This window comes from Pseudarthrobacter sp. HLT1-7, assembly GCF_059383435.1.
The window spans coordinates 44,667-68,610 of sequence record NZ_JBWZCH010000007.1 but is presented as its reverse complement, the minus strand read 5'-3'; the positions used below and the strand labels follow the sequence as shown (position 1 = coordinate 68,610).

The following is a 23,944-nucleotide window of genomic DNA, read 5'->3' as shown; positions in this document are numbered from 1 at the left end:
CCCCCGCCCCCGTTACTCACCTCCGACCACGACCTCATCCTCGCGCACCGGCTGGTCGGCAGCCCGCCATGGGCGGCGTCAGTTTGTGTGGAACCGCTCCTGTTCGAGCCCCTGGACATCGCCGTCAGTCGCGACCACCTACTGGCAGCGGAAGCCTGGATCGAATCCGCGGATCTCCACGACGAGGCATAGGTGGAAGTGCAGGAAGGCTCCGCTCGAGCAAGCTATCACCGTGACTGCGGGTATAGGCGGCAGAGAGCGCCAAGGTGAAAACAGTACTGTCGCAGATCAGGACCATCGCGATGGGTCTCACCCGGCGGCCGCCTATCGCCTAGCCGAATCCGCAGTCAATCTCGGGTTGCCCGTGGAGGGTTCCGCTTGCGCGACGGTTCGACAGACTCGTTGGCGGAAACCATCATCGGTGAGAGGCTGGTAATCATGAGTGAGCCCCTGCCCTTTCTCGTTGAATTCTCTGACCTGGAGGTCCAGGAGATGCGCCGCCGAGTCGAACTGACACGATGGCCGGAGCCTCGCGGTGACGGTGGGTGGAAGCTCGGTACCGATGCTGGCTACCTTCGCAGACTGTGCTCGTACTGGTCGACGGAGTTCGATTGGCGTCAGCAGGAGCGTCGTCTGAATGCATTTCCACAGTTCCTCATGCAGGCAGGCGCGGCCAAGGTCCACTTCGTTCATGTTCGAGCTACAAGGGGCGACGGAACTCCGATGATCCTGGGTCACGGCTGGCCAAGCACCTTCGCCGAGTATCTTCCGATCGTTCCTTACTTGGTCGATCCCGAATCGTATGGGCTTGACGGGCCCTCGTTTGATGTCGTCATTCCATCCCTTCCCGGATACGGCTTCTCAGACCGGCCAGATGACCGGCCGTGGAACTACGCCGAAACAGCGCATCTATGGCATGATCTGATGCAGAGCCTCGGCTACGCGCATTTCGCGGCAGGTGGCACCGACTTCGGCTCCGGAGTGGTCACAATGATGGCAATCCAACACCCAGAACGACTCCTCGGGCTTCATCTGAGCAACCTGGAGATTTCACCGCCCATCGACCCAGATCAGCCACTCTCACCCGCAGAAACCAGCTTTACCGAACGAAGCGATCGGTGGTGGGAGAACGAAGGCGGGTACAAACAGATTCAATCGACGAAACCAGCGACCCTTGCCGTGGCGCTCACAGATTCGCCCGCGGGTCTGGCTGCATGGATCGTGGAAAAGTGGATCAGCTGGGGCGACGCTCGCAGTGCCCCCGAAGACTATTTCGATCGCGATCAACTGCTCACCATGATCAGCCTCTACTGGCTGACGAGGACAATCGGCTCATCGATCCTGGACTACTCCGACAACCGGGCCGACCCACCGGCGCTCCGCAGAGGCGAGCGCGTCACCGTGCCTACCCGCCTGGCGGTGTTTACAGATCCGGCAGGCGATCCGCCTCGAGAATGGATCGAGCGGCTCTACGCGCACGTTGAGTTGAGCCCCATGCCGCGAGGCGGTCACTTTGCAGCAACGGAGGAACCGTTGCTGCTCGCCACAGATATCGTTAGCTTCTTCGCGAGCGACGTCGTCCGTTAGCCGCTCGGCTTACGGCGCGACTGTAAACTTCGTGGGTGATTCCCCAAGGAACAGCTCGACTTCGATTCCGGCAGATGACGACAGCAGACCTCGACAACATGGCTGCACTACTCGGTGATCCAGTTGTCATGATGTATTACCCCGCACCCAAAACCCGAGACGAGGCGGCCCAGTGGATTGCCTGGAATGAAGCGAAATACGCCGAGCACGGGTACGGACTTTGGATCGTGGAAACCCTCGACGGCACTTTCGTGGGCGACTGTGGCCTCACTTGGCAGGAAGTCAATGGCCGCCCCGTGCTGGAAGTTGGCTACCACGTGCGCGCCGACGTCCAAGGACAGGGATACGCAACCGAAGCAGCTGCGGCGTGCAAGGACTTCGCCCGCGTAGAACTCAAAGCGCAACAGCTTGTCACCATCATTCATCCCGACAATATGGCATCACGCCGTGTTGCCGAAAAAATCGGCATGCACCACATCGAAGATGATAGTAGCGGCACCATCGCAATCCGGACAGTCCTCGCAGTACATCTAGCGGGAGTTTCCTAGAAATTGTCTTGGCTTTCTGGTGACGAAGGATGAGCACGATGTCGTTGTCCTGCTGCTCCGCCGAAATCGGATGGTACTCATCACGGTCCCGACCCCAAATCGGATGCGAGAGCGGGAACGCCAGCTTCACGGGCTCAGGGAAAGAGTGCGGGATTCTGTGCAGGCATAGTTGTCTTGACTCCTCGCCGTCGTGTAAAGACAGGGTTTCCGGATCGAAGGATTGCATTCTTCCTGTGCGGAGTCTCTTTGCGGACCAACAGAGCGTTCCCGGAACGGCCATGATGGCCCACTGCTCGACGTCGCCCCCGTGCTGGCTTGTTGGTGTCGCCTCGAATTCGCGCGCCACCGCCGCCAATTGCGGCACCGATAGCCATGGCCAGGTACTCGGCAGAACTTAGTGTCATGCCTTCATCCTTGCACGACGAATTTGTGGGGTGATACGACCAGAAACGGCTCTTTTCAGGGGTCTTATCTACGCCAGGTGACGAAAGTGATGAACCCGTCCCGTAGAGGGTTTCCCATACGGACATGTAGTGGACCGTGCAGACGACTTTGGCCATTCGCGCAGATGACTTCGGAAAACGACACCAGCCCTGGCCGCCGGCACCGGCCACAATGCCACCATGCCCACCCCCCGGGCACGAAGAATGGACATGTCCCGCGGACGGGGGGACAATCCGCGGGGCGGGCCGTTACGAAGTCCCTGTATGAAGAAGCACCGCACGCAGAAGCCCGTGAATAGGCTTGCCGGTCCCACTGCGCTGGCCGCGCTGGCCGGCGTGGCCGCGGCCGCCGTTGTCCTCTCCGTTGCGGAACTTATCGGCGCTTTCTTCACGGCCCGGGCGACCCCGCTGATCGCCCTCGGCTCGACCTTTATCGACTTCACGCCGTCGTGGATGAAGGATTTCGCCATCGCCACCTTCGGCACCAACGACAAGGCCGCGCTCTTCGCCGGCATGGCGGTGACCATCCTGCTGCTCTCCTGCGTGCTGGGCATGGTGGCCTACCGCAAGTGGGCGCTCGGTGTCGCGGGTGTGCTCGTCATGGGAGCCGTCATCGCTGCCAGCGTCGTGACGCGCGCCAGCGTCCGGCCGCTGGACGCGATCCCCTCGCTGATCGGCACCGTGGCCGGGCTGATAGTGCTCCGGCTCCTGATCTCGCGGCTATGGCGGATGCGGCAGTGGCCGGACATGGAAGCCGGCCTTGCCGCCAAAGAACCCGACCGGCCCGCCACCAGCCGCCGCGCCTTCTTCGCCGCGACCGGAATCACCGCCGCGGCATCAGCTATCGCCGCGACCGGCGGACGCCTGCTCAGCGCGGCCCGCAGCAATGTGGCCCAGGCCCGCGAGTCCCTGCAACTTCCGGCCCCGGCGATCGCGGCCGCGCCCGTGCCTGACGGCGTCCAGTCCTCGGCACCCGGCGTCACGCCCTGGCTCACACCCAACAAAGACTTCTACCGGATCGACACCGCCCTGAGCGTGCCCGAAATCAATGCCCGGGACTGGGAACTGCGCGTCCACGGCCTCGTGGAGCAGGAAATCCGGCTCAGCTTCCAGGACCTGCTGGACGCAAAGCTGATCGAATCCCACGTCAGCCTGACCTGCGTCTCCAACCCGGTTGGCGGGAACCTGGCCGGCAACGCCAAATGGCTGGGCATGCCCATCCGCGAGGTACTCAAGATGGCGCGCCCCAAGGACGGCGCCGACATGGTGCTTTCCACCTCCATTGATGGCTTCAGCGCCTCCACCCCGCTGGAGGTGCTCCAGGACGACCGCGATGCGATGCTGGCAATCGGCATGAACGGGGAGGCCCTGCCGCTCGAACACGGCTACCCGGTGCGGATGGTGGTCCCGGGGCTGTACGGCTTCGTCTCCGCCACCAAATGGGTGGTGGACCTGGAAGTCACCCGTTTTGCCGACAGCAAGGCCTACTGGACGCAGCGCGGCTGGTCCGAGCGCGGCCCGATCAAGACCATGGCGCGGGTGGAAGTGCCAAAATCCTTCGCCAAGGTCCCGGCCGGTAAGGTCGCCATTGGCGGCACCGCCTGGGCCCAGACCCGGGGGATCACCAAGGTCGAGGTGCAGATCGACGGCGGGCCCTGGACCGAGGCTGTACTCTCCGCGGAGGCCTCCGTCATCACCTGGCGGCAGTGGTCCTTCGACTGGGAAGCCACCCCTGGCCCGCACTACATCAAGGCGCGCGCCACCGATGCAACCGGCGAAGTGCAAACGGAGAAGCGGGCGGATCCGGTGCCCGACGGCGCGTCCGGCTGGCAGTCCGTCATGGTGACCGTGGAATAGCCGGGGTATCCCCGCAGTGCACCATAGACTTGCTGCATGCCCCTGAATTCGCGTGCCACCTTCACCGTCGAGTCCGCCGTCGAACTGGCAGTGGTAGAACGCAGCGGTTTCGTCGAATCCCGCCATATCGGCTCCGCCGTGGTTCTAGCCGGCGACGGCACTGTGGTCACCGAACTTGGCGACATCGCCACCCCCATCTACGCCAGGTCCACGCTCAAGCCGCTGCAGGCCCTCGCCTCGATGCAGTCCGGCGTCCCCCTGCGCGGCGCCCAGGTGGCGATCGCCTGCGGCAGCCACGTCGGCTCGCTGGACCATATGGACGTCGTCGAGGGCATGCTCAAGGCCGCCGGTGTCAAGGAAGAGCAGCTGCAGTGCCCCGCGGCCTGGCCTGAGGACGAGACCGCCCGGAACTGGTTGGTCCGTTCCGGGCGCGGCAAATCCAGGCTCGCCTTCAACTGCTCCGGCAAGCACGCCGCCTTCCTGTGGGCCTGCACCGAAAACGGCTGGGATACGCACAGCTACCTCGAACCCAACCACCCGCTGCAGCAGAGCATCCGCTCGGTCATCGAGGAGTATTGCGGCGAAAGTATCGCACACCTCGGCATCGACGGCTGCGGCGCCCCCGTCGCTGCCGTCTCGCTGACCGGGCTGGCCCGTGCCTTCTCAAAACTGGCCAAGGCCCCAGGGGACAAGAACTCCAATGCGCGCGCCGCCACGATCGCCACCTCAATGCTGGACTACCCGTGGGCTGTGCAGGGCAAGGGCGGATGTAACACAATCGTCATGGATGACCTCGGCGTCCTCGCGAAGATCGGCGCCGAGGGCGTGCTAGTGATGGCGACCCCCACCGGGGCGTCCGTTGCCGTCAAGATCCTCGACGGCAACATCCGGGCGACGACGCTGGTGGGGCTGACCCTGCTCGCGGCTGCCGGCGCCGTCGATATCCCCGAGGTGGCAAGCGTGCTGGAAAAGGTCGTCGACCCCGTGCTGGGCGGCGGCCGGCCGGTGGGCAAAATCCGGCTCGGCCGCGCCGTCTCGGCACTGCTGGATTAGCGTCACGGTCCGGCCAGTGCTGGACTCATGGACCGGGATCAGGCAGTCTGGATAGTTCCGGCCCCGGTATGCCGTGGTTGGAACCTTCGACCCCTGGCAGCGGGACCTGCCACGGAGACCCTGCTACCGGACGGAGCAGCATGGTGAATGCCGATCAGCCCTCTGCGCTGCGGCCCTCTGCGCTGCGGCTCCGCGCGCTGCAGCTCTTGCCCCTCCTTGCCACCGGCGTGACGGTGCTGGCCCTCGGCGCCATTCCCTCCGCCCAGCTCTACCCCGTCACGGTTCTTTCAGCCCGGACCTCCCCCGCCACGGCGGCCGAACCCCGGACGTCGGCGCCCGAAGCCCCCGCACCGTCCGACGGCGGCCCGACGGCGTCGGTGGGCCCTCCGACGCGGGCTGCGGCAACGGCACCTCCGGTGCCGGCGCCGGCACCGGCCCCCGCCCCAGGCGGCACGGTGACCGTGTCCACCGCCGATGAACTGACCGCGGCACTGGCGGCGGCCCGGCCAGGGCAGACCATCCAGCTGAACGACGGCCGGTATCTGGGGAAGTTCGTCGCCGCTGCGTCGGGCACGCCCGAAGCCCCCGTCACGCTGTCCGGTTCCCGCGCGGCGGTCCTCAGCTCCGGCTCAACGGGTTCCGGCTACGGGCTGCACATCACGGGCAGCCATTGGCGCGTCACGGGCCTTTCCGTCACGACCTCGGCCAAGGGAATCGTCCTCGACGGCTCGACACACACCGTCCTGAGCAACCTCGACGTCGGAAATATCGGCGACGAGGCCGTGCACTTCCGCGCCGGCAGCAGCGACGGCGCCATCCTGGATTCGGCGATCCACGACACCGGCCTGGCACAGCCGGGATTCGGCGAAGGCATCTACGTAGGCAGCGCGAAGAGCAACTGGGCCAAAGTGATGGGCTCGGCGTCGGAGCCGGACCGCTCGGACCGGGTCCTGATCAGGAACAACCGCATCTCCCGGACTTCCGCTGAAGGGATCGACATCAAGGAAGGAACCACCGGAGGCACCGTCACCGGGAACACGTTCTCCGATGCCGGTACCTCCGGGGCCAACTCCGCCGATTCCTGGGTGGACGTCAAGGGAAACGGCTACGCGGTGACGGGCAATTCCGGGTCCACCACCAAGCTCGATGCCCTGCAGGTTCACAGCGTCCTGACCGGCTGGGGCCGGAACAATGTGTTCTCCGCAAACACCGTCCTGGGAGGTGTGCCCGGCTACGAGGTGTGGATCCAGTCCCGCGACCTCGGCAATATCGTCCGCTGCAAGGACAGCGCCGCCGGACGGGGCCTGTCGAACATCCCGTGCTCACCCTGAACAGGCCTCAGCGCAACCCCTAGACGGACTTGCAGGGCTCGTTGGAGAGGCCCTTTCCTGCTTGCGAGGCGCTGTTGCTGCACTCGACAATGTTGCCGCGCACCGGAGTCAGCGAGAACCCGAAACCGGGACCATTCACATCGGCCCTGTTGTTCCTAAAGACGTTCCCGGTTCCCCAGCCATCGAGAATTTCATGGGTTTGAAACCCGTCCAGGGGCGAATTCCGCCCGGAGTTGTTTTCTACGGTCCAGCCGTTGCCCTTGACGTCGACCCAGGAGTCGGCGCCGACAATCGCGGAGCCGTCAAAGCGGTTGTCGCGGACGACGCCGCCGGACGTTCCTTCCTTGACATCGATGCATTCCGCCGAGGTGCCGGAAATATCGTTGCCGGCCACTTCGTTGCGGTCGCTCTTGTCCGGCTCGCAATTGCTGATGTCGCACCAATTGCTTTCCGCCGTCCCGATATAGACGCCTTCGCCAAACTTCGGTTTGCGCAGCCCGGTGTCCTTGATCGAATTGTCCAGGACCTTGTTGTCGGTGCTGAATTTCCGCAGATGGATTGCCTCGTCCCCGGTGTTGCTGACGGACAGTCCGCGCAGCACCGAGCGCGTCGTTTCATCGACCATCATGCCTTTCTGGCCGTTGCGAACCGTAAACCCCTGGAGGACCCAGTGGGACGCCTGGTTCAGATGGAAGACGTAGCCGTCGTCGATCTGGCCGCCGTCCAGGATGCTGCCACGCGTTCCGCAGACGGTGATCGGCCGTTCCGGGGTCCCGTTGCCGGTGGCCGTGAAGTTGCCCGGATAGACGCCCCCGGCGAGGCCGATGACGGTTCCGGGAGCCGGATTCGTGAGCGCAGCCTGCAGTTCCGTCGCGCTGGCGACGCTGACGGTGGCCTGCGGGCAGTCACCTGCCGGCGCGGCGGAGGGCGACGCCCCCGGGGTGCCGCCGCCGGCACCGCCGCCGCCGTCGGAACCGGCACCGGCACCGCCACCGCCACCGCCCGTCCCGCCCGTGGAGCCCCAGGTGTTACTCAGGGCCGCCCAGAACACCGCCCCGATGGCCAGTATGATGAGCGCGGCCAACACTGGAATCCACCGCCGGCCGGCCACCTTGGCCGCGCTCATGGGCGGAGTCCTGCGACGTCCTCGGGGACCACGAATCCCTTACTGAGGGAGGTCAGTGGCACCCGGTCCGCGTAGGGACTGCGGATCCGCGCCGGCTTCTTCCGCCTCATCAGCGCCGTGGCCAGGAGTAGGCCTCCAAGCAGGAACCAGACGAGGGTGAGCGGCTGGAAGACGGAGCCCATGACCCGCTCCACGGTGTAGGCGGGCGCCCAGCTGAGCAGGTTGTTTTCCGCGAAGGTGGCACCCGTGGAGTGCTCAGCCCAGATGGCGGTGCTTCCCTCCCCGCCCACAGTGTTGCCCGCCACGTGGGTGCCTCCCACCTCGCCCACCAGCGTGATGCCGTGGTTCGAGATGGAGCTCAGGGTGTTGGCGGTGATGTCGGCCTTCGCGTCCCGGATATAGATTCCGGTGTCCCCTCCGGCGATCGTATTCCGGTACACCGCGGCTGAGGCGTCCGCGTCCCGGATGGCGATCGCCTGGAGCAACTGGTTCCTGAACTCGTTCCGGCTGATGCCCACGCCCGTGGCACCGTGGTTGACCACCACACCCACCTCGTTGTCCGCGACGACGTTGTTTTCTATGTCCAGGTTACTGCCGCCGCTCAGCTCCAGCCCGTACCTGACGTTGCCGGCCACAGTGCTTTCGGTAACCCGGTTTCCGCCGTAGGAGTGCACGGCCGTTCCGACAGCGTTGGGCCCGTCCGCGAGCGGACGCCCGTCCAGCGAGATGCCGTTGCGTCCGTTGCGTTCCGCCGTGACTTCCTGGAGCAGGATCCGGGTGGTGGAGCTGCCCACCGTGAACCCGTCCACTGCGTTGTCCGAAGATGTTGTCCTGCTGATCTCCGCGTCGGTCACGGCCCGGTGGAGGACAAGGCCGTCCACCAGGCTCCCCCGGATGGCGGTGTCCTCAATGACGAGGTCCCGGGCGTTCGAGACGAACAGGCCAAATGCGTTGCCGTCGAGGGTCACATCGTCGATGCCCGCGGTCACCAGGCTGTAGTTCTGCTCCGTTTTGGCCGCCCAGCCGGCCAGCGCCTCCTCCGGCAACACCCGCGCGCCGCCGGCGTCGGCTTCGGCTTCGGTGGCGGACGGCGGGGCGGATGGACCTCCCCGGAACGTCCCGACGTCGTCCGTTCCGGTCAGCGACAAGCCTCCGGTATTGCCGCTCCAGAAACCAAGATTGGAGATGTGGGCGCGGGCCAGGGAGGCGTGCCCGCCGAGGACGCGGACGTAGGCGCGTCCGTCGGCCGTGCTCGTGTCCACCGCCTGCTCCGTGCTGTCCCAGCTGGTGAGCCGGACGTCCGCCGTGTCCGAGCCGGCCACGGTGAGTGAACCGCCCAGGGCAACGATGGACACGAAGTTATCCCGGTTGCTTTCCAGCCGGATGTCGAGGCCTTCCGGGCCGGCGGGCGCCAGCAGCGACAGGTTCGCGCCGGGGAGCACCACGATGTTTTCGGACAGCACATACTCGCCGTCCCCCTGGCGGGCGAATCCTCTGGGGGTGAGCAGGCCGAGGTCCGCCACCGTGTACGGCTCGGCCCGGGCCGGCAGCACCAGGGTGTAAACGGAACCGGTGCGGAGCCGGTAGGCACCTTCCAGCCCGTCCACCCGCCACCGGGCCGCCGAGGCCACCGTCCGCACGTAGATGAGCCGTTCTGATTCCCGCTCCACCAGCTGCGGTTCGCGGCCCGGATCGCCCGGGTAGATCTCGCCCTGGACATTGCCGTTGGCCGCAATTTCGTTGCGGCCCGCCGGGTCCGGAGGGCCTCCGTTCCAGAGGTTGTTGGCCTGGAGGATGAGGGTGCCGGACGCGGCCAGGAGAAGCACCGCGAGGATGGCGAGCACCGGCTGCCGTGTCAGCCTCATGTCGTGGTCTCCCGTGGCAGCAGGCTCTGGGCGTCCTGGCCGTCGCCGCCGGTCTGGTCGGCGTGCCGGGTGAGCCAGCCCTGCTTGTTCATGGTCACGAAGGCATACACCTTGATCGGCAGGGCCACGAGGATGACGGTCAGGGCCACAACAGGGAGGATCAGCAGATCCTTGGGATGCCGGCGCAGGTGGGAGATGCCCCGGATACCCCGGCCCACGAGGAGCCAGCACGCGGCTGCGGCGAACCCGAGGGGGGTCGGATCCAGCCTGTTGAAGATGAGGTAGAAGAGTGTCAGGCCCATGGTGACCGGGGTCAGCAGGATCTGCAGCACTGTCACCTTGGTCACGAAAGGGACCTTCCACAGCCAGCCCATGGCGATTGCCGTCAGGTAGCAGCGGTACGAGTTCCGGCTCCAGCGGATCCGCTGCTTGACGAATGCCCCGAAGCTGGCGGGGAACATGGACAACGCCTGGGCGGTGGACTGGTGGACTGTCTTGTAGCCGGAGGCAAGAACCAGCCAGGTCAGGCGGCCGTCGTCTCCGGAGATGCAGCGCCGTCCCATGAAGTACTCGTTCTCCAGATGCTCCAGCACCAGGAGAACGGCTTCGCGCCGGTAGACCGCCGTGCGCCCCGAGATGCACGGCACCGCCCCGGCACGGCCCATGGCCGGCACATAGTCGAGGTACCGGAGGTTCACCATCCAGTCCGCGACGCGCCTCCAGATACTGGTGTCCCGCTGGTAGACATTCTGGTGCGTTCCGACGGCGCCAACCCGCGGATCCGCGAACGGCATCAGCACGTTCCTGAGCAGGCCTGGTTTCCACCAGGTATCAGAATCGGTGAGCACCAGGATGTCGTATTTCGCCAGCCTCACGCCGGCGCCGAGCGCCGAGCGTTTGCCCACGTGGTGGAAAAGGACGGGCCGGATGGTCTTGTCCCCCAGCGCGGTGATGCGACCGTAGGCCGCCAGATCCTCGACGTCAAGCACAATGATGATCTCGTTTGGCCGCTGCTGCCGCCAGGACTCCAGCGCGCTCATAAGAATGTCGGGATCCTCATGGAATGACGGGACGATCACCGAGGTGGCGGCCTGGAAATCCGACACAATTGGCCGCGCCCGGTGCGAGAGAATGAACCGGTAGAGCCAGAGGCCCCAGACAATGGCGCCGGCGATTGCAACCGGGAAGTAGGGTGACGCCTCGGCGTAGAAGTCGCTGAGAGTGGACCAGTCGAATGTCGTTTGGGCGGAGTTCTGCGAAATGTCGAAAGTACGCATAATCGGACCTTCACTGCTGTGCCAACGAGAAATGGGACGTAAAAGGCGAGTGATCCCCCATGTCGTTCGATCCATTACTGCCATTATTCCCGGCTGGATATCCGGTGCCGCGCTCCACGATCCACCTTCTGGTGCCGTCCGCGCCGTCAAATGCTGCCGTCTCTTCGGCGAGCTGTACTTCGAGCATGGCCGTCCGAAAGCGAGCCACGCTAGCAAATCGACTACGTGATTAATGCCGGATTCCACTTGTATTCAGGTCCCGCATTACTCGCCCGCTTCGGGCCGAAATACTCAGCTTCGTATGTTGAGGACAGAAAGCCGTTCAGTTCATTAACATCCGATGAATTGCCGGGTGACGTAGGGTGGAATATGCCGCCGGTGGCGGCTATTGCCAATAGCCGGGAGGGAAGATTTGTGGTTGTTCAAAGACGGCGGATAGCTCTAGACGAGGGCCGCGCTGCACTGGACGCGTGGCTTAAAGCCAACTCCCCGGCGTCGGGCTCCACGGGAACCGGCGCAGTCGCCGAAGCGGCCGCCCCCCTCCCGCGCAGCACGCTCGCGACGGCGGTGCGCTACTCCCTGGAGGAAGTCACCGCCCGGGCGCCCGGCAACTCGGTGGAGGTCCGGGTTCCGCCCTTCGGCGTGACGCAGTGCGTGGCGGGACCCCGCCACACCCGCGGCACCCCACCCAACGTCATCGAGTGCGACGCCGCCACCTGGCTGGCGATGGCCAGCGGACAACTGAGCTGGGCCGACGCCGTCACCGCCGGCAAGGTGGCGGCCTCGGGACTGCGCGCCGACCTGTCCGGACTGCTGCCGCTCTAAACCGCCCGGTCCAGGCTCGAGGGACTCGCCGACGCCGGGTGCGGGACGGCGTTCTGCAAACGCGAGGACCAGGCGGCGATGGCAACAAAGACAAAGGATCCGATCCCGATCAGGACCGACATGACCACCACGGACGCGTAGCCGTTGTCCCGAGGGTCCAGGAACGGGTACGGGTACCAGTTAACGATCGGCCCGCGCAGCAGGCTGTACACCAGATACAGCAGCGGAAACGCCAGCCAGATCAGGGATTCACGCAGCGAGACCCGGATTCTGGGCAGGTCCACAAGCCAGTCGATCACCATCACCGTGGGAATCGTGAAGTGCAGGACAACATTCACCCAGGGAATTGGCGTATTGACTTCTACGTCGCTCAGCAGCAGGGAGTAAACAATCCCCGTGATAGTCATGTAAACCATGGCCGCACCACGGAGAAGTTCCAGCCATCGGGGGCTCGCCCCCCTCCACGCATACCAGCCCGCCAGGGCCAGCGTCACGAAGGCAATGACATTGGACTCGATGGTGAAGTAGCTGAAGTAGTTCCACGCTGAGGAACCGGAGACATTCATCTTCAGGAATATCAGCTGATAAACCACTGCCACCATGCCAAGTAACGCGAACCATCCGCGGAAAAGCGCGAGCCCCTTATTAGCCGTCATGACCTAACCCTAAGCGATGGCACGCCGCGGAAGACCGTTCAGCTAACCGCGCCCGATGAACGGCATCCCGGCCGCCGTGATCAGCACGGATCCCACGGTCGCGGAGGGCGGCATTCCGGCCATCAACAGCACAGCACGGGCGGCGTCCGCGACCGGGAACGTCGGCTCCACTTGGCGGCCGCCATCTGCCTGGAGCGCCCCGTCCCCGACGCCGATGGTCTCGAGCAGTCCGGTGGCGGTGTTACCGATGTCGATCTGCCCGCAGGTGATGCCGAAGCCGCGGCCGTCCAGCTCGATGCTCTTGGTCAGCCCGGTCATGGCGTGTTTCGTGACCGTGTAGGCGACCGTCCGCGGCCGGGGCGAGTGCGCGGCGATCGAGCCGTTGTTGATGATCCTGCCGCCCCGCGGCGACTGCGCCTTCATGGCCCGGACCGCGGCCCCGGCGCACAGCATGGACCCGGTCAGGTTCACGGCCACGGTCGCGTCCCAGTCCGCGAGGCTGATTTCGTCCACCGCGGCGGAGGGGCCGAACACGCCGGCGTTGTTGAACAGCACATCCACCCTGCCCCAGCGCTGGAGCGCGGCGGTAAACAGCCGCTCGACGTCGTCGGGCACCGTGACGTCGCACGGAACTGCCAGGGCCTGCGCATGGCCCGCGGCGGTCTCGAGCAACTGTTCCCCGCGGCGGCCGGCCAGCGCCACCCGGTAGCCTTCGGCCAGCATGAGCCGGGCCACCGCCCTGCCGATCCCGGAACCGGCCCCGGTGACGACGGCGACCGGGCCGAGCTGATGGTGGGGTGTCATGGCGGTCTCCTGTGGCGGTGTGCCGGGCGGCTGGTTCGGATGGGTGGGTGCCTCGCCAGCGTATGCCGAGATGACGGCCCGCGGCAGTGTTCCGCGCAAACTCCGCGGTGCCGGCACGACGCTCCCGCCCAGTTACTTCCACGCGCGCCAGCCGGCACCCGTGGAATGCCGCGGGATCCCGAGGTTTCTTTTTTCGGAAACGGGTTCCGGAGCCGAGTAACTGGGCTGGAACGTCGGGCTGCGTCCGGCGGCTGTCCCCGGACGTGGTGGCAAACCTGGACGACACATCGATGGCGAGCCGCGGCACCCGCCCCGACTCATGGCCGCTCTGCGGAAAACTCGCCATATGCCTCTTCGGATAGCCAAAATCACCAAAGCCACCAGACGGTGATGGTGGTAGTACGCCGCTGGCCGGAAACGCCAACAGCCAGGTCAGCTGCCCAGGAGCGGGATGTCACTGCGGTGGAAGCCGTCGTCATGGAGCTCCATGGCGCTCAGCACCAGCGCGAAGTGACTGAACGCCTGCGGCATGTTGCCCAGCTGCCGCCCGTCCTCGACACTCCACTCCTCGCTCAGGAGCCCTACGTCGTTGCGCAGCGCCAGTAGCCGTTCGAACAGTTCCCTGGCCTCGTGATGCCGGCCCACGCCCAGCAGCGCTTCCACCAGCCAAAACGAACAGGCGAGGAACACTCCCTCCTCGCCAGGCAGCCCGTCGTTGCTTTCTGCCGGTCGGTAGCGCAGCAGGAAGCCGTCGTGGGTGAGTTCGCGCTGGATCGCGTCGATGGTCCCGATGACGCGGGGATCATCCGGCGGAAGGAAGCCCACCCGCGGGATCAGCAGCAGGCTCGCATCGAGCTCCGGCCCGCCGTAGGCCTGTACGAAGGTGTTCCGTTCGGCGTCGAACCCTTTGGCCATGACCTCGGCATGGATGGTATCGCGGAGGTCCTCCCAACGGTCCGCCGGGCCGGTCAGGCCGAAGTCCCGGACGCCCTTGACCATGCGGTCGGCCGCTACCCACGCCATCACCTTGGAGTGGGTGAAGTGCCGCCGCGGTCCGCGCATCTCCCACAGCCCGTTGTCCGGCCGGCTCCACACGGTCTCGAGATGCTCCATCAGCGCCACTTGGACGTCCCAGGATTCATCCGTGCTCGCCAGGAGCGAATTCCGGGTCAGCGACAGACAGTCCAGCACTTCACCCCAGACATCCAGTTGGAACTGCCCCGCGGCACCGTTGCCCGTCCTGACCGGAGCGGACTTCTCGTAGCCCTGCAGCCAGGGCAGTTCCAGCTCCGGCAGCCGGCGCTCACCGTGGAGGCCATACATAATTTGCAGGTCAGCGGGGTCCCCCGCCACCGCCCGCAGCAGCCAGTCCCGCCAGGAGGCGGCCTCTTCGGTGTAGCCCGCGGCCAGCAGCGCCTGGAGCGTCAGCGTGGCGTCACGGAGCCAGCAGAAGCGGTAGTCCCAGTTCCGGGTGCCGCCCAGCTCCTCCGGCAGGGACGTGGTTATAGCCGCCACAATCCCGCCGGTGGGCGCGAAGGTCAACGCCTTCAACGTGATCAGTGAGCGCTGGACCGCTTCGCGGTAGGGGCCCGTGATCTTGCACTTTGCGGACCAGTGCTGCCAGAACTTCTCGGTGGCCGCGAGGACTGCTTCCGGGTCTACGGCACGCGGGCGGTACAGGTGGCTCGGTGTCCAGGTCAGCACGAACGGCACGCGCTCCCCTGCCCTGATGGTGAATTCGCTGATTGTCTGCAGGCGCTCGCCCCGCAGGGGCGCCTTCGTCACGAGGTAGGCGGCGTCCGGCCCGGCAACAGCGTGGATCCCGTTCTCGTCGTGGCGGACCCAGGGAACGATGTGGCCGTAGTCGAAGCGCAGGGCCAGCTCGCCCCGTATCCGGACCGAGCCGCGGACCCCCACCACAATCCGCACAAGGTCCGCGGCTCCGTCGCGGGGCGGCATGAAGTCGATGATCCTGACCTTGCCGGTGGGCGTCTCCCATTCGGTTTCCAGGATGAGCGTGCCCTTGCGGTAATGCCGCCGTGTGCATTCGCCACCGCCTTCCGGCGCCAGCAGCCAGCGGCCCGCCCTGGGCGTATCCAGCAGGGCGCTGAAGCAGGCCGGCGAGTCAAAACGCGGCAGGCATAGCCAGTCGATGGAACCTTCGGTGCTAATCAGGGCGGCGGTGTGGGTATCGCCGACCATTGCATAATCCTCGATGCGGGCCATGGCACTTACAGTGCCACACACCCCTCACCGGGCCTAGGATCCTGTGCCTCCTCCTGCCATCCGCGGTGAAAGGACGATCGAGTGGTGTCCCCGCCATCCCGGAAAGCCGGCAGAGGCGAGCGCCGGTAGGCTGCGGACGCCTCACAGGAAGCGCTACGTCGGCGCCGTCGCCAGCATGAGGCGGCGGCCGGTCCGCGCAGCCGCGGTACCCGGGCCGCCGCATCTCTGTGGGAGAGTGGAGGCATGAAATTGGCGTCGCAGTCCCCCCAGCAGCAGCCGGTGTCCGGCAACCGTGCGTTCCGGCTGGCCCACTCGGTCGCGGACGCGGTCAACGCCCTCCGCCTGAAGGCAGCCCGGCGCTGGAACTTCATCCCGCAGACCATCGCGTACCAGGGGTACGGATCCACCGAATGGGTCCGCGTACTCGGCCGCGTGGTCCTCACCACCAGGCTGGCCCCCGGGAGCCGGGCGGAACATGCAGCCCAGAACGGCAACCAGAACATCCGCGGCTGGCGGGCTTTCACTAGTGTGCCGCTCCAGTTCACCGAGGTGGTGATCGAAATCGGCGGCGTCACCGCCCGGGTAGACGCGGACCGCGGCGGCATAGTGGACACGGTGGTCAGGGTGTCCCTCAGTCCTGGGTGGCACACCGCCGTTTTGCGGGCCGAGGGAACCGAGCCGGTGAAAGCCAGAATCTACGTCGTTTCCGCCGATACCAGGCTGGGCATAGTGTCTGACATCGATGACACAATCATGCTCACTGCCGTCCCGCGACCTTTCCTGGCACTGTGGAACACCTTTGTCCTGAACGAGCGGGCCCGGATGGCGACGCCGGGCATGGCCGTGCTGATGGACCGGCTGACGGTGGAATACCCGGACGCGCCGGTGATCTATGTTTCCACCGGACCCTGGAACGCGGCGCCGACGCTCGCGCGTTTCCTGAGCCGCAACATGTACCCCGCCGGCTCGCTGCTGCTCACCGACTGGGGCCTGACCCAAGACCGCTGGTTCCGCAGCGGGCAGGAGCACAAGCGGCGGAACCTGGACCTGCTGGCCGAGCAGTTCCCGAACATGCGCTGGCTGCTGTTCGGCGACAATGGCCAGCATGACGAGGCCATCTACTCCGACTTCGCCCGGCAGCACGCGGACCGCGTGGCCGCCATCGGCATCCGCCAGCTCTCCGCCGGCGAAGCCGTGCTGGCCGGCGGCCACACGGATTCCGGCGACCACACCGGTTCCACCGTGCCATGGATCTACTCCCCCGACGGCGCAGGCCTGGCGAAGGGCCTCCAGGACCTCGAGCTGCTGCAGCCGCCCCGCTAGCCCAGCCGGTCGTTACTAGCCCACCGCACGGGAGCGGTCGACGTCGGACGCCTCCGCAGCGACACCGGCGTCGGGAGCCTCCGGGACGGCATCCCCGCGCCGCGCTGAGAGCAGCTCCTGGAGCCAGTAGTAGGAGGCCTTCGGTGTGCGGTCAAGCGTTTCACGGTCCACGTGCAGCAGGCCGAACTGCTGCTTGTAGCCCCCGGACCATTCGAAGTTGTCCATCAGGGACCATACATAGTAGCCGCGCAGATCGATCGACTCGGCGGGGCCGCCGGGCGACGTCGCTTCGATGGCGCTGCCAATGTGGTCGGCCAGAAAGTTCACGCGCCGCTCGTCCGGGATGATGAGCCGGCCGTCCGTGTCCCGGATCTCGAGGTCCCTAAAGCTCGCCCCGCCCTCGGTGATGAAGACCGGCGGCAGGTCCGGGTAGCGCTCGGCCATTTCGGACAGGGCAACGGCCATGTATTCCGGTTTGATCGGCCAGCCGTACGCGGTGGTTTCCGTATCCGGGAACGACGCGATGTGGAGTGGGGAGCCGGGGGCCGTGCCGCCCAGGTCATCGCCCATCGCCGCGGCCATACCCTCGGGAACGGCACCCTCGCCCGGGCCGGACGCCACGCGCGTGGGCATGTAGTAGTTCAGCCCGTAGAAGTCCAGCGGCTGCGAGATCAGTTTCATGTCCTCGCTGGACGGGCTGAACGAAGAGAAGAACGTGGCGATCCGGATGCTATCCGGGTACTTTCCGAGCAGGACGGGGTCCGCGTAGAGCCGGTTCTGGGCCATGTCCATCAGGCCGGCACTGACTTTGTCCAGCGGGTTGATCGAGGCGGGCACCATCGGTGAATAGACGTTGGTGATCCCGATTTCTCCCGGCACATTGGCGGCCCGGAGCGCCTGCAGCGACAGCCCGTGGCCCAGCAACTGGTGGTGAACGCTCGGCAGCGCCCTGAGCATCAGGGTTTCCCCCGGTGAGTGCATTCCGAGCATGTAGCCATTGGTGCTCACGGTGGCGGGTTCGTTGACGGTTACCCAGCGCGTCACGCGGTCTCCGTAGGCGTCCGCGGCGATGGCGGCGAATTCACCCAGCCGATAGGCCGTGTCCCGGTTCATCCAGCCGCCGGCCGCATCCAGTTCGAGAGGCGTATCCCAGTGGTACAGCGTGGCCATCGGTGCGATCCCGCTGGCCAGCAGCAGGTCTATCAACCGGTCATAGAAGTCCAGGCCCGCGTGATTGACCGGGCCGCTGCCGCCGGGCTGGATGCGGGACCAGGACAGCGAGAACCGGTACGAGTCGATCCCGAGTTCCCGCATCAACGCCACGTCTTCGGGCATCCGGTGGTAGTGGTCGCACGCGACGGCGGGGCTGTGATCGTCCACGATCGAGCCCGGCTTGGCCGCGAAGACGTCCCACCCCGAGGGGCCGCGTCCGTCCTCGTCCAGTGCGCCTTCGATCTGGAAAGCGGCAGTCGCCACCCCCAGGGTAAAGCGGGGCGGAAGCAGCGCGGCCAGGTCCTTGGCGGAGGCATTCATCGGCGGGGGTCCCTTATGTAGTTTCAGGCAGTTGACTGATTTTAGGCCTCGCCAGCGGCTCACGCCACGACCCGGGGCGCAGCGTCGCGCCGACCCAGCTAATATTTCCGCGAAGCGGGTGCGCAAGCGCCGGGTTCAGGATGAGTTGGTGGCGTTGGCCGGCTGGCCCAGAGCCCCGGCCGGCGCAAGCGGCTCGGCCCGGAGTAAGTGGGAGCAATATGGCTACCCGACGGTCGTACGGTGAGGATTACTTGGCGCTGGCGGCTTTCGAAGCAATCCGCGCGGCTGCTTCTTTGGCGGTGGCCACGGGATCGTTCTGGGGGTCGAGGGGAATCGTGAGGTGGTCGAGCAGGATGCCGTTCACGAGGTGGTGCAGAAGAATGACCACGAGCGGGTCGCCACCAAGGCCCCGGGCCTGATGGAAGGCAAGGTCGTCGTTCAGGCCCTGACGCAGGAACGGCGCGAGGGCCTCGTAAACCTCCGGCGCGCGGGAGGCCTCAAGGCGCAGTTCGATGAGGGCGCGGGCGAGATCAGGATTGAGGGTGAGGCGCTCGACGACGTAACCCGCGTATTCCGCTAGCGCATCCTGTTCCGTCACCTGCTCGAGCTGCAGGAGGTGATCCGGGTCAGGCCCAAGTCGATCGAAGATGCGCTGGGCCATGGCGAGCAGGAGGGTCGCGCGGGTTGGAAAGTAGTTGGCGCAGGTTCCCGAGGGAACCTCTGCAAGTCTGTCCACGGCCCGGTGGGTGAGCGCACGGCTGCCGTCACGTCCGAGGATCAGGAGAGCTGCGTCAGTGACGTTCACTCTACGGCGGGGGTTGGAAACCATGCTGACAGGCTACGTCAATCACTACAAATGTTGTACATTAGGGCCAACTACAACAGCTGTATTGATTGGAGTCTTTTATGCGCCAGCTTGTGTACTACGTCGCCACCTCGATCGACGGCTTCATTGCCGACCCAGCGGGCGACGTTTCTTGCTTCCCCGTGCATTCTGAAACCCTGGCGAGCCTCTTTGCTCGCTACCCCGAAACCTGCCCGGGGCACTTGCGAGAAAAATTTGGCGTGACGGAAGCACCCCTTCGTTTCGACACCGTCCTCATGGGTCGCCGCACCCATGCCCCGGCCGTGGATGCTGGCTTGGCCGACGGTGCTTACCCGCATCTGCGGCAGATCGTCGTCGCCCATCAGGATCTCCCTGGGCCGTCCGGTGTCGAGGTCATGGGAGGCGACATCGCCGGGCAGATTGCTGAGCTGAAGAACGAGCCTGGCTTGGACATCTGGCTGTGCGGCGGCGGCGAACTTGCCGGCCAGCTCGTTGACCTCATCGATGAGATCCAGTTGAAAATCAATCCGGTTCTGCTTGGTGGCGGAATCCCGCTCTTCGGGGGCGACGCTCGGCCCCGCGAATTGCAGGCCGTTGGAATCGAGCCGTTGCCGGGCGGGGTCAACCTCGCGATATACCGGACCGGAACTCAGCGCCAGGGGTGAAGGCCAGTCGCCAGTCCACCATCAATAGATGGGCAACAGGCAACCAGCCGCGCCGACGAGGCCGCTGGGCGGTGCCTATCGCCGTCGTCCGCCGGCGATTCCGTACGACTCCTCCAGCAGTTCCCCGAGTTCTTCAACGTCGATCCGGACCAGCCGGACCAGGACAAGCTGCGGTGAACGTTCGTGATGGGGGGTCCAGAAATAGGTTTCCGGAGCCGTCCCTGCCAGGGCCTCCCGTTCCTCGGTCTTAACGGTGAGCACACCGTCTTCCCAGATCCGGGCCATGAGCGTGGCTGCAAACCAGGCCGGCTGGCCCCAGCTGGGCCGCTCGGTCACACCCGGCAGTGCCAGGGCAGCGCGGCGGACGTCGTCTTCGGTGGCCATGGTCAACTGTGGCACCGGCGCCCCGGACGGGCAAGGGCAGCTAGTCCCCGCTCGAGTCTGCCTTCGAAAGCGTGCCGGTGATCCGTTCACCGCGGACCCGGGCGGTCCGCCAGGTGTCCAGCGCGATAACCGCGCCCAGCACCACAAACGAAATGGACACCGAGGCAAGGGTATCGGTGAGCCAGTGGTAGCCCAGGTAGAGCCGGCTGATGGCCGCAAAGAAGACCCCTATGCCGGCGAGGACGAACCCGATCACGGCGGCCTTATGGTTGCGCCGGCGGGAGAAAATCAGGAATGTGCCGACGAGCAGGAAGTCTGACGCGCCGAGGACGTGCCCGGACGGGAAGGAGAAAGTGAAGTCGGCGCCGAAGAGCATAAGCTCCACGGGCGGCCGCTCCCGGCCGACGGTGCGCCCGATGATCTGGGCAAGGATTACCCCGGTCAGCATCGCGGCGGCCAGCAGGAGGGGACGCCAGGCATGCCGTGCCAGCACCCCCCAGGCCACGGTCACCACCAGGACGATGACCGGCAGGGCAACCGGACCGAACACGATCGCGAGGATGATCATGCTGGTTGTGAGTGTCTCGGAGCGCAGGGTCAGGAGCCAGGACCGGACCGGTTCGTCGACGGCGGTGAGACCGCCCTGGACGAGGACACCGGCCAGGATCACGACGAACAGCACGGTGCCGAGGAGCATGAGCCCGACGGCGGTCCGGTACAGACTGTTCCGGGCAGGCCCGCTGATGAAGCGTTCCTCCACCACGAACTTGTCGTGGAAGCTCTGCCACCGGCCCGGTGAATTCCCCGTTTGCTTTTCCGCCATGCCCGGTTCCCGCCTCTGCGCCGTGTGTTGACTACCGCTGAAGGTTACCGTGGATCGGCGGTCCGTCGGTGCCGATAGCCTGAACCAATGGGCGCCATGAATGAACTGATCAACCCGGCTGTTGTCGGCGCGCTGCGCCGGATCCTTACCGCGGCGTCACCCGGCACCGGCTGGGCCCGGCTGGCCGGGGCCGGCAGTGGGCTGGACGAGCTGAGCCTGCGGGAACGGACAGACCTCGTGAGCCGTGCCCTGCTCGCGGATCTTCCCCAGGACTACCCGACGGCGGCCGGCACCTTCCGCCGCGCCCTGGACGAACCGGACTTCACCGGCTGGATGATCTGGCCGGTGACGGAAACCGCCGTCGCGCTGGCCCTCGCCTCACCGGCTCCCGGCGACTTCGATGACTGCCTGCGGCTGCTCGCCGAACTGACGCCGCGGCTCACCGCTGAGTTTGCGGTCAGGCGGCTCCTCGCCGCGGATCTGGACCGGGCGCTGACAGTCGTTCGGGGCTGGACCTCAAACCCGGACTGGCACGTCCGCCGGCTCGCCAGCGAGGGGACGCGGCCTTATCTGCCCTGGGCAATCCGGGTCCCCGGGATCGTGGCCCGGCCGGCCGCCACCGTGCCGATTCTTGACGCCTTGTACCGGGACCCGGTGGAGGACGTCCGGCGCTCGGTCGCGAACCACCTCAACGACCTCGCCCGCCACGCGCCGGATCTGGTGGTGGCCACCGCCGCGGCGTGGATGGCCGCGCCGGATGACAACACGCCCAGGGTTGTCCGGCACGGGCTGCGCACGTTACTCAAGAAGGCCCACCCGGGGGCCCTCGAGCTGCTGGGATTCCCGCCGGCGTCGCTCGCCGTCACACCGCCGCGGCTGGTCCGCCCCGACGTCGAGCTCCCCGGCGAGCTGGGCTTTGAGTTTGAGATCACCAACAACGGCCCCGCGGAGGCGCGCCTCGCCGTCGACTATGCGGTGCACTATGCGAAGGCAAACGGCACCCTGGCCGTGAAGGTGTTCAAGCTGGGAACACCTGTCCTCGCCCCGGGCGAGACCCGGACGTTCGCCAAGCGCCACTCCTTCCGCCAGATGACCACCAGGGTGCACTATTCAGGTGCGCATATACTGGAACTGCAGGTCAACGGCGTACGCTACGCCCCGACCGGGTTTGTGGTCCACACCTCCACGGCCACGACCCTGCATGGTGATTTGACGGACCCACAAATATGACGTTATTGTCGCTTGAATTATTGGGGCCGACGCAAAGTATGCCAAGAAAGACAGTGCAATGACCACCAATACCGAGTCCATTGAGATCCAGGTCGACAACCGGCACGTCCTGGACGAACGCTTGAACGACGCTGTTCACGGGCTGCAGCAGCTCGCCATGGCCGCGGGGACGCACGGAATCCTGCTCACGCGCCACAAGCCGGGCCACTACACCGCGGCCCTCTCGGACCAGGTCCCGTTCGGCATGACCCGGGAGCTCATTCACTGAGCCGGAAGACAGGTAGCCGCCGCACCGGGGTGCTGTTACCAGTCGTGGACAGTTCCGTCGACGAGCCGGTTGTAGGGCAGGTAAGCCTGCTGGTAGGGGTAGGCCGCGGCGGCTTCGGCGTTGAATTCGACGCCGATGCCGGGCGCCTCCCCCGGGTGCAGGTACCCGTCGGTGAAGGTCATGGATTGTTCGAAGACCTCGTTGGTCGCATCCGAGTGCTGCATATACTCCTGGATCCCGAAGTTGTGGATGGCCAGGCCCACGTGCAGCTGCGCGGCGAACCCCACCGGGGAGATGTCCGTGGGGCCGTGGAAGCCAGACTTGATCTGGTACTGCGCGGCGTAGTCCATCACCTTCTTCAACGGCGAGATCCCGCCGAAGTGGGTGGACGCGGCCCGGACGTAGTCGATCAGCTGTTCCTTGATCAGGCTCTGGAAGTCGAACACGGTGTTGAAGACTTCCCCGATCGCCAGCGGGGTGGTGGTGTGCGCCCGGACCAGGCGCAGCGCCTCCTGGTTCTCCGCCGGCGTGCAGTCCTCCAGCCAGAACAGATCGTACGGTTCCAGCGCCTTGCCCAGCTTCGCGGCCTGGATCGGGGTCATCCGGTGGTGCCCGTCGTGCAGCAGCGGCAGATCCGGGCCGAACTCGTTCCGGACCGCCTCAAACACGGTGGGCAGGTGCCGCAGGTACGCCCGGGTATCCCAGTCCTCCTCTGCCGGGAACGCGCCGCGGCCGGCCGGTTCGTAGTCGTAGCGCTCCCCGGAGGCCTGCGCCTGCGCCCCGACCCCGTAGACGGCCTTGATCCCGGGCACCGCAGTCTGGATCCGCACCGACTTGTAGCCCCGCTCCAGGTGCTCCCGGACCGAATCAAACAGCGACTCTATATCGGAACCGGAGGCGTGCCCGTAGGCGCGCAGCCCGTTCCGCGACGCCCCGCCGAGCAGCTGGTACACCGGCATCCCCGCCATTTTGCCCTTGATGTCCCACAACGCCATGTCCACGGCTGCGATCGCGGCCATCGTCACCGGCCCCCGCCGCCAGTACGAGGACCGGTACAGGAACTGCCAGGTGTCCTCAACCCGGTGCGCGTCCTTGCCGACCAGCAGCTGCGCCACATGCTCCTTCAAATACGCCGCGACCGCGAGCTCACGCCCATTCAGCGTCGCATCCCCGATCCCGGTCACACCATCCTCCGTGGTGATCCGCAGGGTCACGAAGTTACGGGACGGGCTGGTCACGAAGACTTCCGCGGCAATGATTTTCACAACAGGTCCAGGCTTTCTGTGTCAGTTTG

21 protein-coding genes are annotated in these 23,944 nt (G+C 65.9%); 10 read left to right on the top strand and 11 right to left on the bottom strand.

All coding sequences use genetic code 11. The features are described from left to right. Window positions 1–438: 438 nt before the first annotated feature. The 5 genes from AC50X6_RS08860 to AC50X6_RS08840 all read left to right on the top strand — a co-directional run bounded on the left by AC50X6_RS08860 (window position 439) and on the right by AC50X6_RS08840 (window position 6,819). Window positions 439–1,587, top strand: coding sequence for an epoxide hydrolase family protein (locus AC50X6_RS08860; RefSeq protein WP_494965862.1), 1,149 nt, complete (start codon window positions 439–441; stop codon window positions 1,585–1,587). A gap of 35 nt (window positions 1,588–1,622) precedes the next feature. Continuing rightward, complete coding sequence (locus tag AC50X6_RS08855) at window positions 1,623–2,135, top strand: GNAT family N-acetyltransferase (RefSeq protein ID WP_494965861.1); 513 nt, start codon at window positions 1,623–1,625, stop codon at window positions 2,133–2,135. A 707-nt stretch (window positions 2,136–2,842) separates the two neighbouring features. Continuing rightward, on the top strand, window positions 2,843–4,435 hold the full coding sequence (locus tag AC50X6_RS08850) for a molybdopterin-dependent oxidoreductase (protein ID WP_494965860.1): 1,593 nt from the start codon (window positions 2,843–2,845) through the stop codon (window positions 4,433–4,435). A 36-nt stretch (window positions 4,436–4,471) separates the two neighbouring features. Beyond that, complete coding sequence (locus tag AC50X6_RS08845) at window positions 4,472–5,488, top strand: asparaginase (protein ID WP_494965859.1); 1,017 nt, start codon at window positions 4,472–4,474, stop codon at window positions 5,486–5,488. A 140-nt stretch (window positions 5,489–5,628) separates the two neighbouring features. Then, window positions 5,629–6,819 carry a NosD domain-containing protein gene (locus AC50X6_RS08840; RefSeq protein ID WP_494965858.1) on the top strand — a complete coding sequence of 397 codons (1,191 nt, stop codon included), beginning with the start codon at window positions 5,629–5,631 and terminating at the stop codon, window positions 6,817–6,819. Window positions 6,820–6,838: 19 nt separating this feature from the next. Here the strand turns inward: AC50X6_RS08840 and AC50X6_RS08835 are convergent, their stop codons facing one another. Genes AC50X6_RS08835 through AC50X6_RS08825 form a run of 3 tightly spaced genes read right to left on the bottom strand, consistent with a single transcriptional unit; the run spans window position 6,839 to window position 11,087 of the window. After that, window positions 6,839–7,945 (bottom strand): right-handed parallel beta-helix repeat-containing protein, encoded by a 1,107-nt coding sequence (locus AC50X6_RS08835; protein WP_494965857.1) that lies wholly within the window; start codon window positions 7,943–7,945, stop codon window positions 6,839–6,841. Further along, on the bottom strand, window positions 7,942–9,810 hold the full coding sequence (locus AC50X6_RS08830; protein WP_494965856.1) for a right-handed parallel beta-helix repeat-containing protein: 1,869 nt from the start codon (window positions 9,808–9,810) through the stop codon (window positions 7,942–7,944). The genes AC50X6_RS08835 and AC50X6_RS08830 overlap by 4 nt, the downstream gene beginning before the upstream one ends. After that, window positions 9,807–11,087 carry a glycosyltransferase gene (locus AC50X6_RS08825; RefSeq protein WP_494965855.1) on the bottom strand — a complete coding sequence of 427 codons (1,281 nt, stop codon included), beginning with the start codon at window positions 11,085–11,087 and terminating at the stop codon, window positions 9,807–9,809. The genes AC50X6_RS08830 and AC50X6_RS08825 overlap by 4 nt, the downstream gene beginning before the upstream one ends. A gap of 414 nt (window positions 11,088–11,501) precedes the next feature. Between AC50X6_RS08825 and AC50X6_RS08820 the strand changes: the two genes are divergently transcribed. After that, the gene (locus AC50X6_RS08820) at window positions 11,502–11,912 is read left to right on the top strand and encodes a sterol carrier family protein (RefSeq protein ID WP_494965854.1); all 411 of its coding nucleotides are present in this window, start codon (window positions 11,502–11,504) and stop codon (window positions 11,910–11,912) included. Here the strand turns inward: AC50X6_RS08820 and AC50X6_RS08815 are convergent. The 3 genes from AC50X6_RS08815 to AC50X6_RS08805 form a co-directional block, all read right to left on the bottom strand. Further along, window positions 11,909–12,568, bottom strand: coding sequence for a Pr6Pr family membrane protein (locus tag AC50X6_RS08815; RefSeq protein WP_494965853.1), 660 nt, complete (start codon window positions 12,566–12,568; stop codon window positions 11,909–11,911). The two genes, AC50X6_RS08820 and AC50X6_RS08815, sit on opposite strands and share 4 nt — an antisense overlap. Window positions 12,569–12,610: 42 nt before the next feature. Then, the gene (locus AC50X6_RS08810; protein ID WP_494965852.1) at window positions 12,611–13,372 is read right to left on the bottom strand and encodes an SDR family oxidoreductase; all 762 of its coding nucleotides are present in this window, start codon (window positions 13,370–13,372) and stop codon (window positions 12,611–12,613) included. A gap of 432 nt (window positions 13,373–13,804) precedes the next feature. Next, window positions 13,805–15,598 (bottom strand): glycoside hydrolase family 15 protein, encoded by a 1,794-nt coding sequence (locus AC50X6_RS08805; protein WP_494965851.1) that lies wholly within the window; start codon window positions 15,596–15,598, stop codon window positions 13,805–13,807. A 243-nt stretch (window positions 15,599–15,841) separates the two neighbouring features. Here AC50X6_RS08805 and AC50X6_RS08800 point away from each other — a divergent pair, with 243 nt between their 5' ends. Continuing rightward, window positions 15,842–16,921, top strand: a complete 1,080-nt coding sequence (locus AC50X6_RS08800) for an App1 family protein phosphatidate phosphatase (protein WP_494965850.1) — start codon at window positions 15,842–15,844, stop codon at window positions 16,919–16,921. A gap of 15 nt (window positions 16,922–16,936) precedes the next feature. On the opposite strand, the gene AC50X6_RS08795 is transcribed toward AC50X6_RS08800, so the two are convergent. Both AC50X6_RS08795 and AC50X6_RS08790 read right to left on the bottom strand, forming a co-directional pair. Beyond that, window positions 16,937–18,454 carry a glycoside hydrolase family 1 protein gene (locus AC50X6_RS08795; RefSeq protein ID WP_494965849.1) on the bottom strand — a complete coding sequence of 506 codons (1,518 nt, stop codon included), beginning with the start codon at window positions 18,452–18,454 and terminating at the stop codon, window positions 16,937–16,939. A 247-nt stretch (window positions 18,455–18,701) separates the two neighbouring features. Beyond that, window positions 18,702–19,283, bottom strand: coding sequence for a TetR/AcrR family transcriptional regulator (locus AC50X6_RS08790; RefSeq protein WP_494965848.1), 582 nt, complete (start codon window positions 19,281–19,283; stop codon window positions 18,702–18,704). 77 nt (window positions 19,284–19,360) lie between these two features. Here AC50X6_RS08790 and AC50X6_RS08785 point away from each other — a divergent pair, with 77 nt between their 5' ends. Beyond that, entirely contained in the window at window positions 19,361–19,945 is a 585-nt protein-coding gene (locus AC50X6_RS08785; protein WP_494965847.1) for a dihydrofolate reductase family protein, read from the top strand. A 75-nt stretch (window positions 19,946–20,020) separates the two neighbouring features. On the opposite strand, the gene AC50X6_RS08780 is transcribed toward AC50X6_RS08785, so the two are convergent. After that, complete coding sequence (locus AC50X6_RS08780; protein WP_494965846.1) at window positions 20,021–20,329, bottom strand: MmcQ/YjbR family DNA-binding protein; 309 nt, start codon at window positions 20,327–20,329, stop codon at window positions 20,021–20,023. A 40-nt stretch (window positions 20,330–20,369) separates the two neighbouring features. Continuing rightward, entirely contained in the window at window positions 20,370–21,152 is a 783-nt protein-coding gene (locus tag AC50X6_RS08775) for a phosphatase PAP2 family protein (protein WP_494965845.1), read from the bottom strand. Between the two features lie 87 nt (window positions 21,153–21,239). Here AC50X6_RS08775 and AC50X6_RS08770 point away from each other — a divergent pair, with 87 nt between their 5' ends. Together AC50X6_RS08770 and AC50X6_RS08765 are read left to right on the top strand one after the other, a co-directional pair. Then, on the top strand, window positions 21,240–22,382 hold the full coding sequence (locus AC50X6_RS08770; protein ID WP_494965844.1) for a DNA alkylation repair protein: 1,143 nt from the start codon (window positions 21,240–21,242) through the stop codon (window positions 22,380–22,382). Window positions 22,383–22,440: 58 nt separating this feature from the next. Beyond that, window positions 22,441–22,650 (top strand): hypothetical protein, encoded by a 210-nt coding sequence (locus AC50X6_RS08765; protein WP_494965843.1) that lies wholly within the window; start codon window positions 22,441–22,443, stop codon window positions 22,648–22,650. 35 nt (window positions 22,651–22,685) lie between these two features. Here the strand turns inward: AC50X6_RS08765 and manD are convergent, their stop codons facing one another. Beyond that, on the bottom strand, window positions 22,686–23,915 hold the full coding sequence (gene manD / locus AC50X6_RS08760; RefSeq protein WP_494965842.1) for a D-mannonate dehydratase ManD: 1,230 nt from the start codon (window positions 23,913–23,915) through the stop codon (window positions 22,686–22,688). Between the last annotated feature and the right edge of the window lie 29 nt (window positions 23,916–23,944).

What these genes read in the sequence shown, in the direction of transcription:
- AC50X6_RS08860 (WP_494965862.1), top strand. Translation starts at nt 439, where the DNA reads ATGAGTGAGCCCCTGCCCTTTCTCGTTGAATTCTCTGACCTGGAGGTC.
- AC50X6_RS08850 (WP_494965860.1), top strand. Translation starts at nt 2,843, where the DNA reads ATGAAGAAGCACCGCACGCAGAAGCCCGTGAATAGGCTTGCCGGTCCC.
- AC50X6_RS08845 (WP_494965859.1), top strand. Translation starts at nt 4,472, where the DNA reads ATGCCCCTGAATTCGCGTGCCACCTTCACCGTCGAGTCCGCCGTCGAA.
- AC50X6_RS08840 (WP_494965858.1), top strand. Translation starts at nt 5,629, where the DNA reads ATGGTGAATGCCGATCAGCCCTCTGCGCTGCGGCCCTCTGCGCTGCGG.
- AC50X6_RS08835 (WP_494965857.1), bottom strand. Translation starts at nt 7,945, where the DNA reads ATGAGCGCGGCCAAGGTGGCCGGCCGGCGGTGGATTCCAGTGTTGGCC.
- AC50X6_RS08830 (WP_494965856.1), bottom strand. Translation starts at nt 9,810, where the DNA reads ATGAGGCTGACACGGCAGCCGGTGCTCGCCATCCTCGCGGTGCTTCTC.
- AC50X6_RS08825 (WP_494965855.1), bottom strand. Translation starts at nt 11,087, where the DNA reads ATGCGTACTTTCGACATTTCGCAGAACTCCGCCCAAACGACATTCGAC.
- AC50X6_RS08815 (WP_494965853.1), bottom strand. Translation starts at nt 12,568, where the DNA reads ATGACGGCTAATAAGGGGCTCGCGCTTTTCCGCGGATGGTTCGCGTTA.
- AC50X6_RS08810 (WP_494965852.1), bottom strand. Translation starts at nt 13,372, where the DNA reads ATGACACCCCACCATCAGCTCGGCCCGGTCGCCGTCGTCACCGGGGCC.
- AC50X6_RS08805 (WP_494965851.1), bottom strand. Translation starts at nt 15,598, where the DNA reads ATGGCCCGCATCGAGGATTATGCAATGGTCGGCGATACCCACACCGCC.
- AC50X6_RS08800 (WP_494965850.1), top strand. Translation starts at nt 15,842, where the DNA reads ATGAAATTGGCGTCGCAGTCCCCCCAGCAGCAGCCGGTGTCCGGCAAC.
- AC50X6_RS08795 (WP_494965849.1), bottom strand. Translation starts at nt 18,454, where the DNA reads ATGAATGCCTCCGCCAAGGACCTGGCCGCGCTGCTTCCGCCCCGCTTT.
- AC50X6_RS08790 (WP_494965848.1), bottom strand. Translation starts at nt 19,283, where the DNA reads ATGGTTTCCAACCCCCGCCGTAGAGTGAACGTCACTGACGCAGCTCTC.
- AC50X6_RS08785 (WP_494965847.1), top strand. Translation starts at nt 19,361, where the DNA reads ATGCGCCAGCTTGTGTACTACGTCGCCACCTCGATCGACGGCTTCATT.
- AC50X6_RS08780 (WP_494965846.1), bottom strand. Translation starts at nt 20,329, where the DNA reads ATGGCCACCGAAGACGACGTCCGCCGCGCTGCCCTGGCACTGCCGGGT.
- AC50X6_RS08775 (WP_494965845.1), bottom strand. Translation starts at nt 21,152, where the DNA reads ATGGCGGAAAAGCAAACGGGGAATTCACCGGGCCGGTGGCAGAGCTTC.
- AC50X6_RS08770 (WP_494965844.1), top strand. Translation starts at nt 21,240, where the DNA reads ATGGGCGCCATGAATGAACTGATCAACCCGGCTGTTGTCGGCGCGCTG.
- AC50X6_RS08765 (WP_494965843.1), top strand. Translation starts at nt 22,441, where the DNA reads ATGACCACCAATACCGAGTCCATTGAGATCCAGGTCGACAACCGGCAC.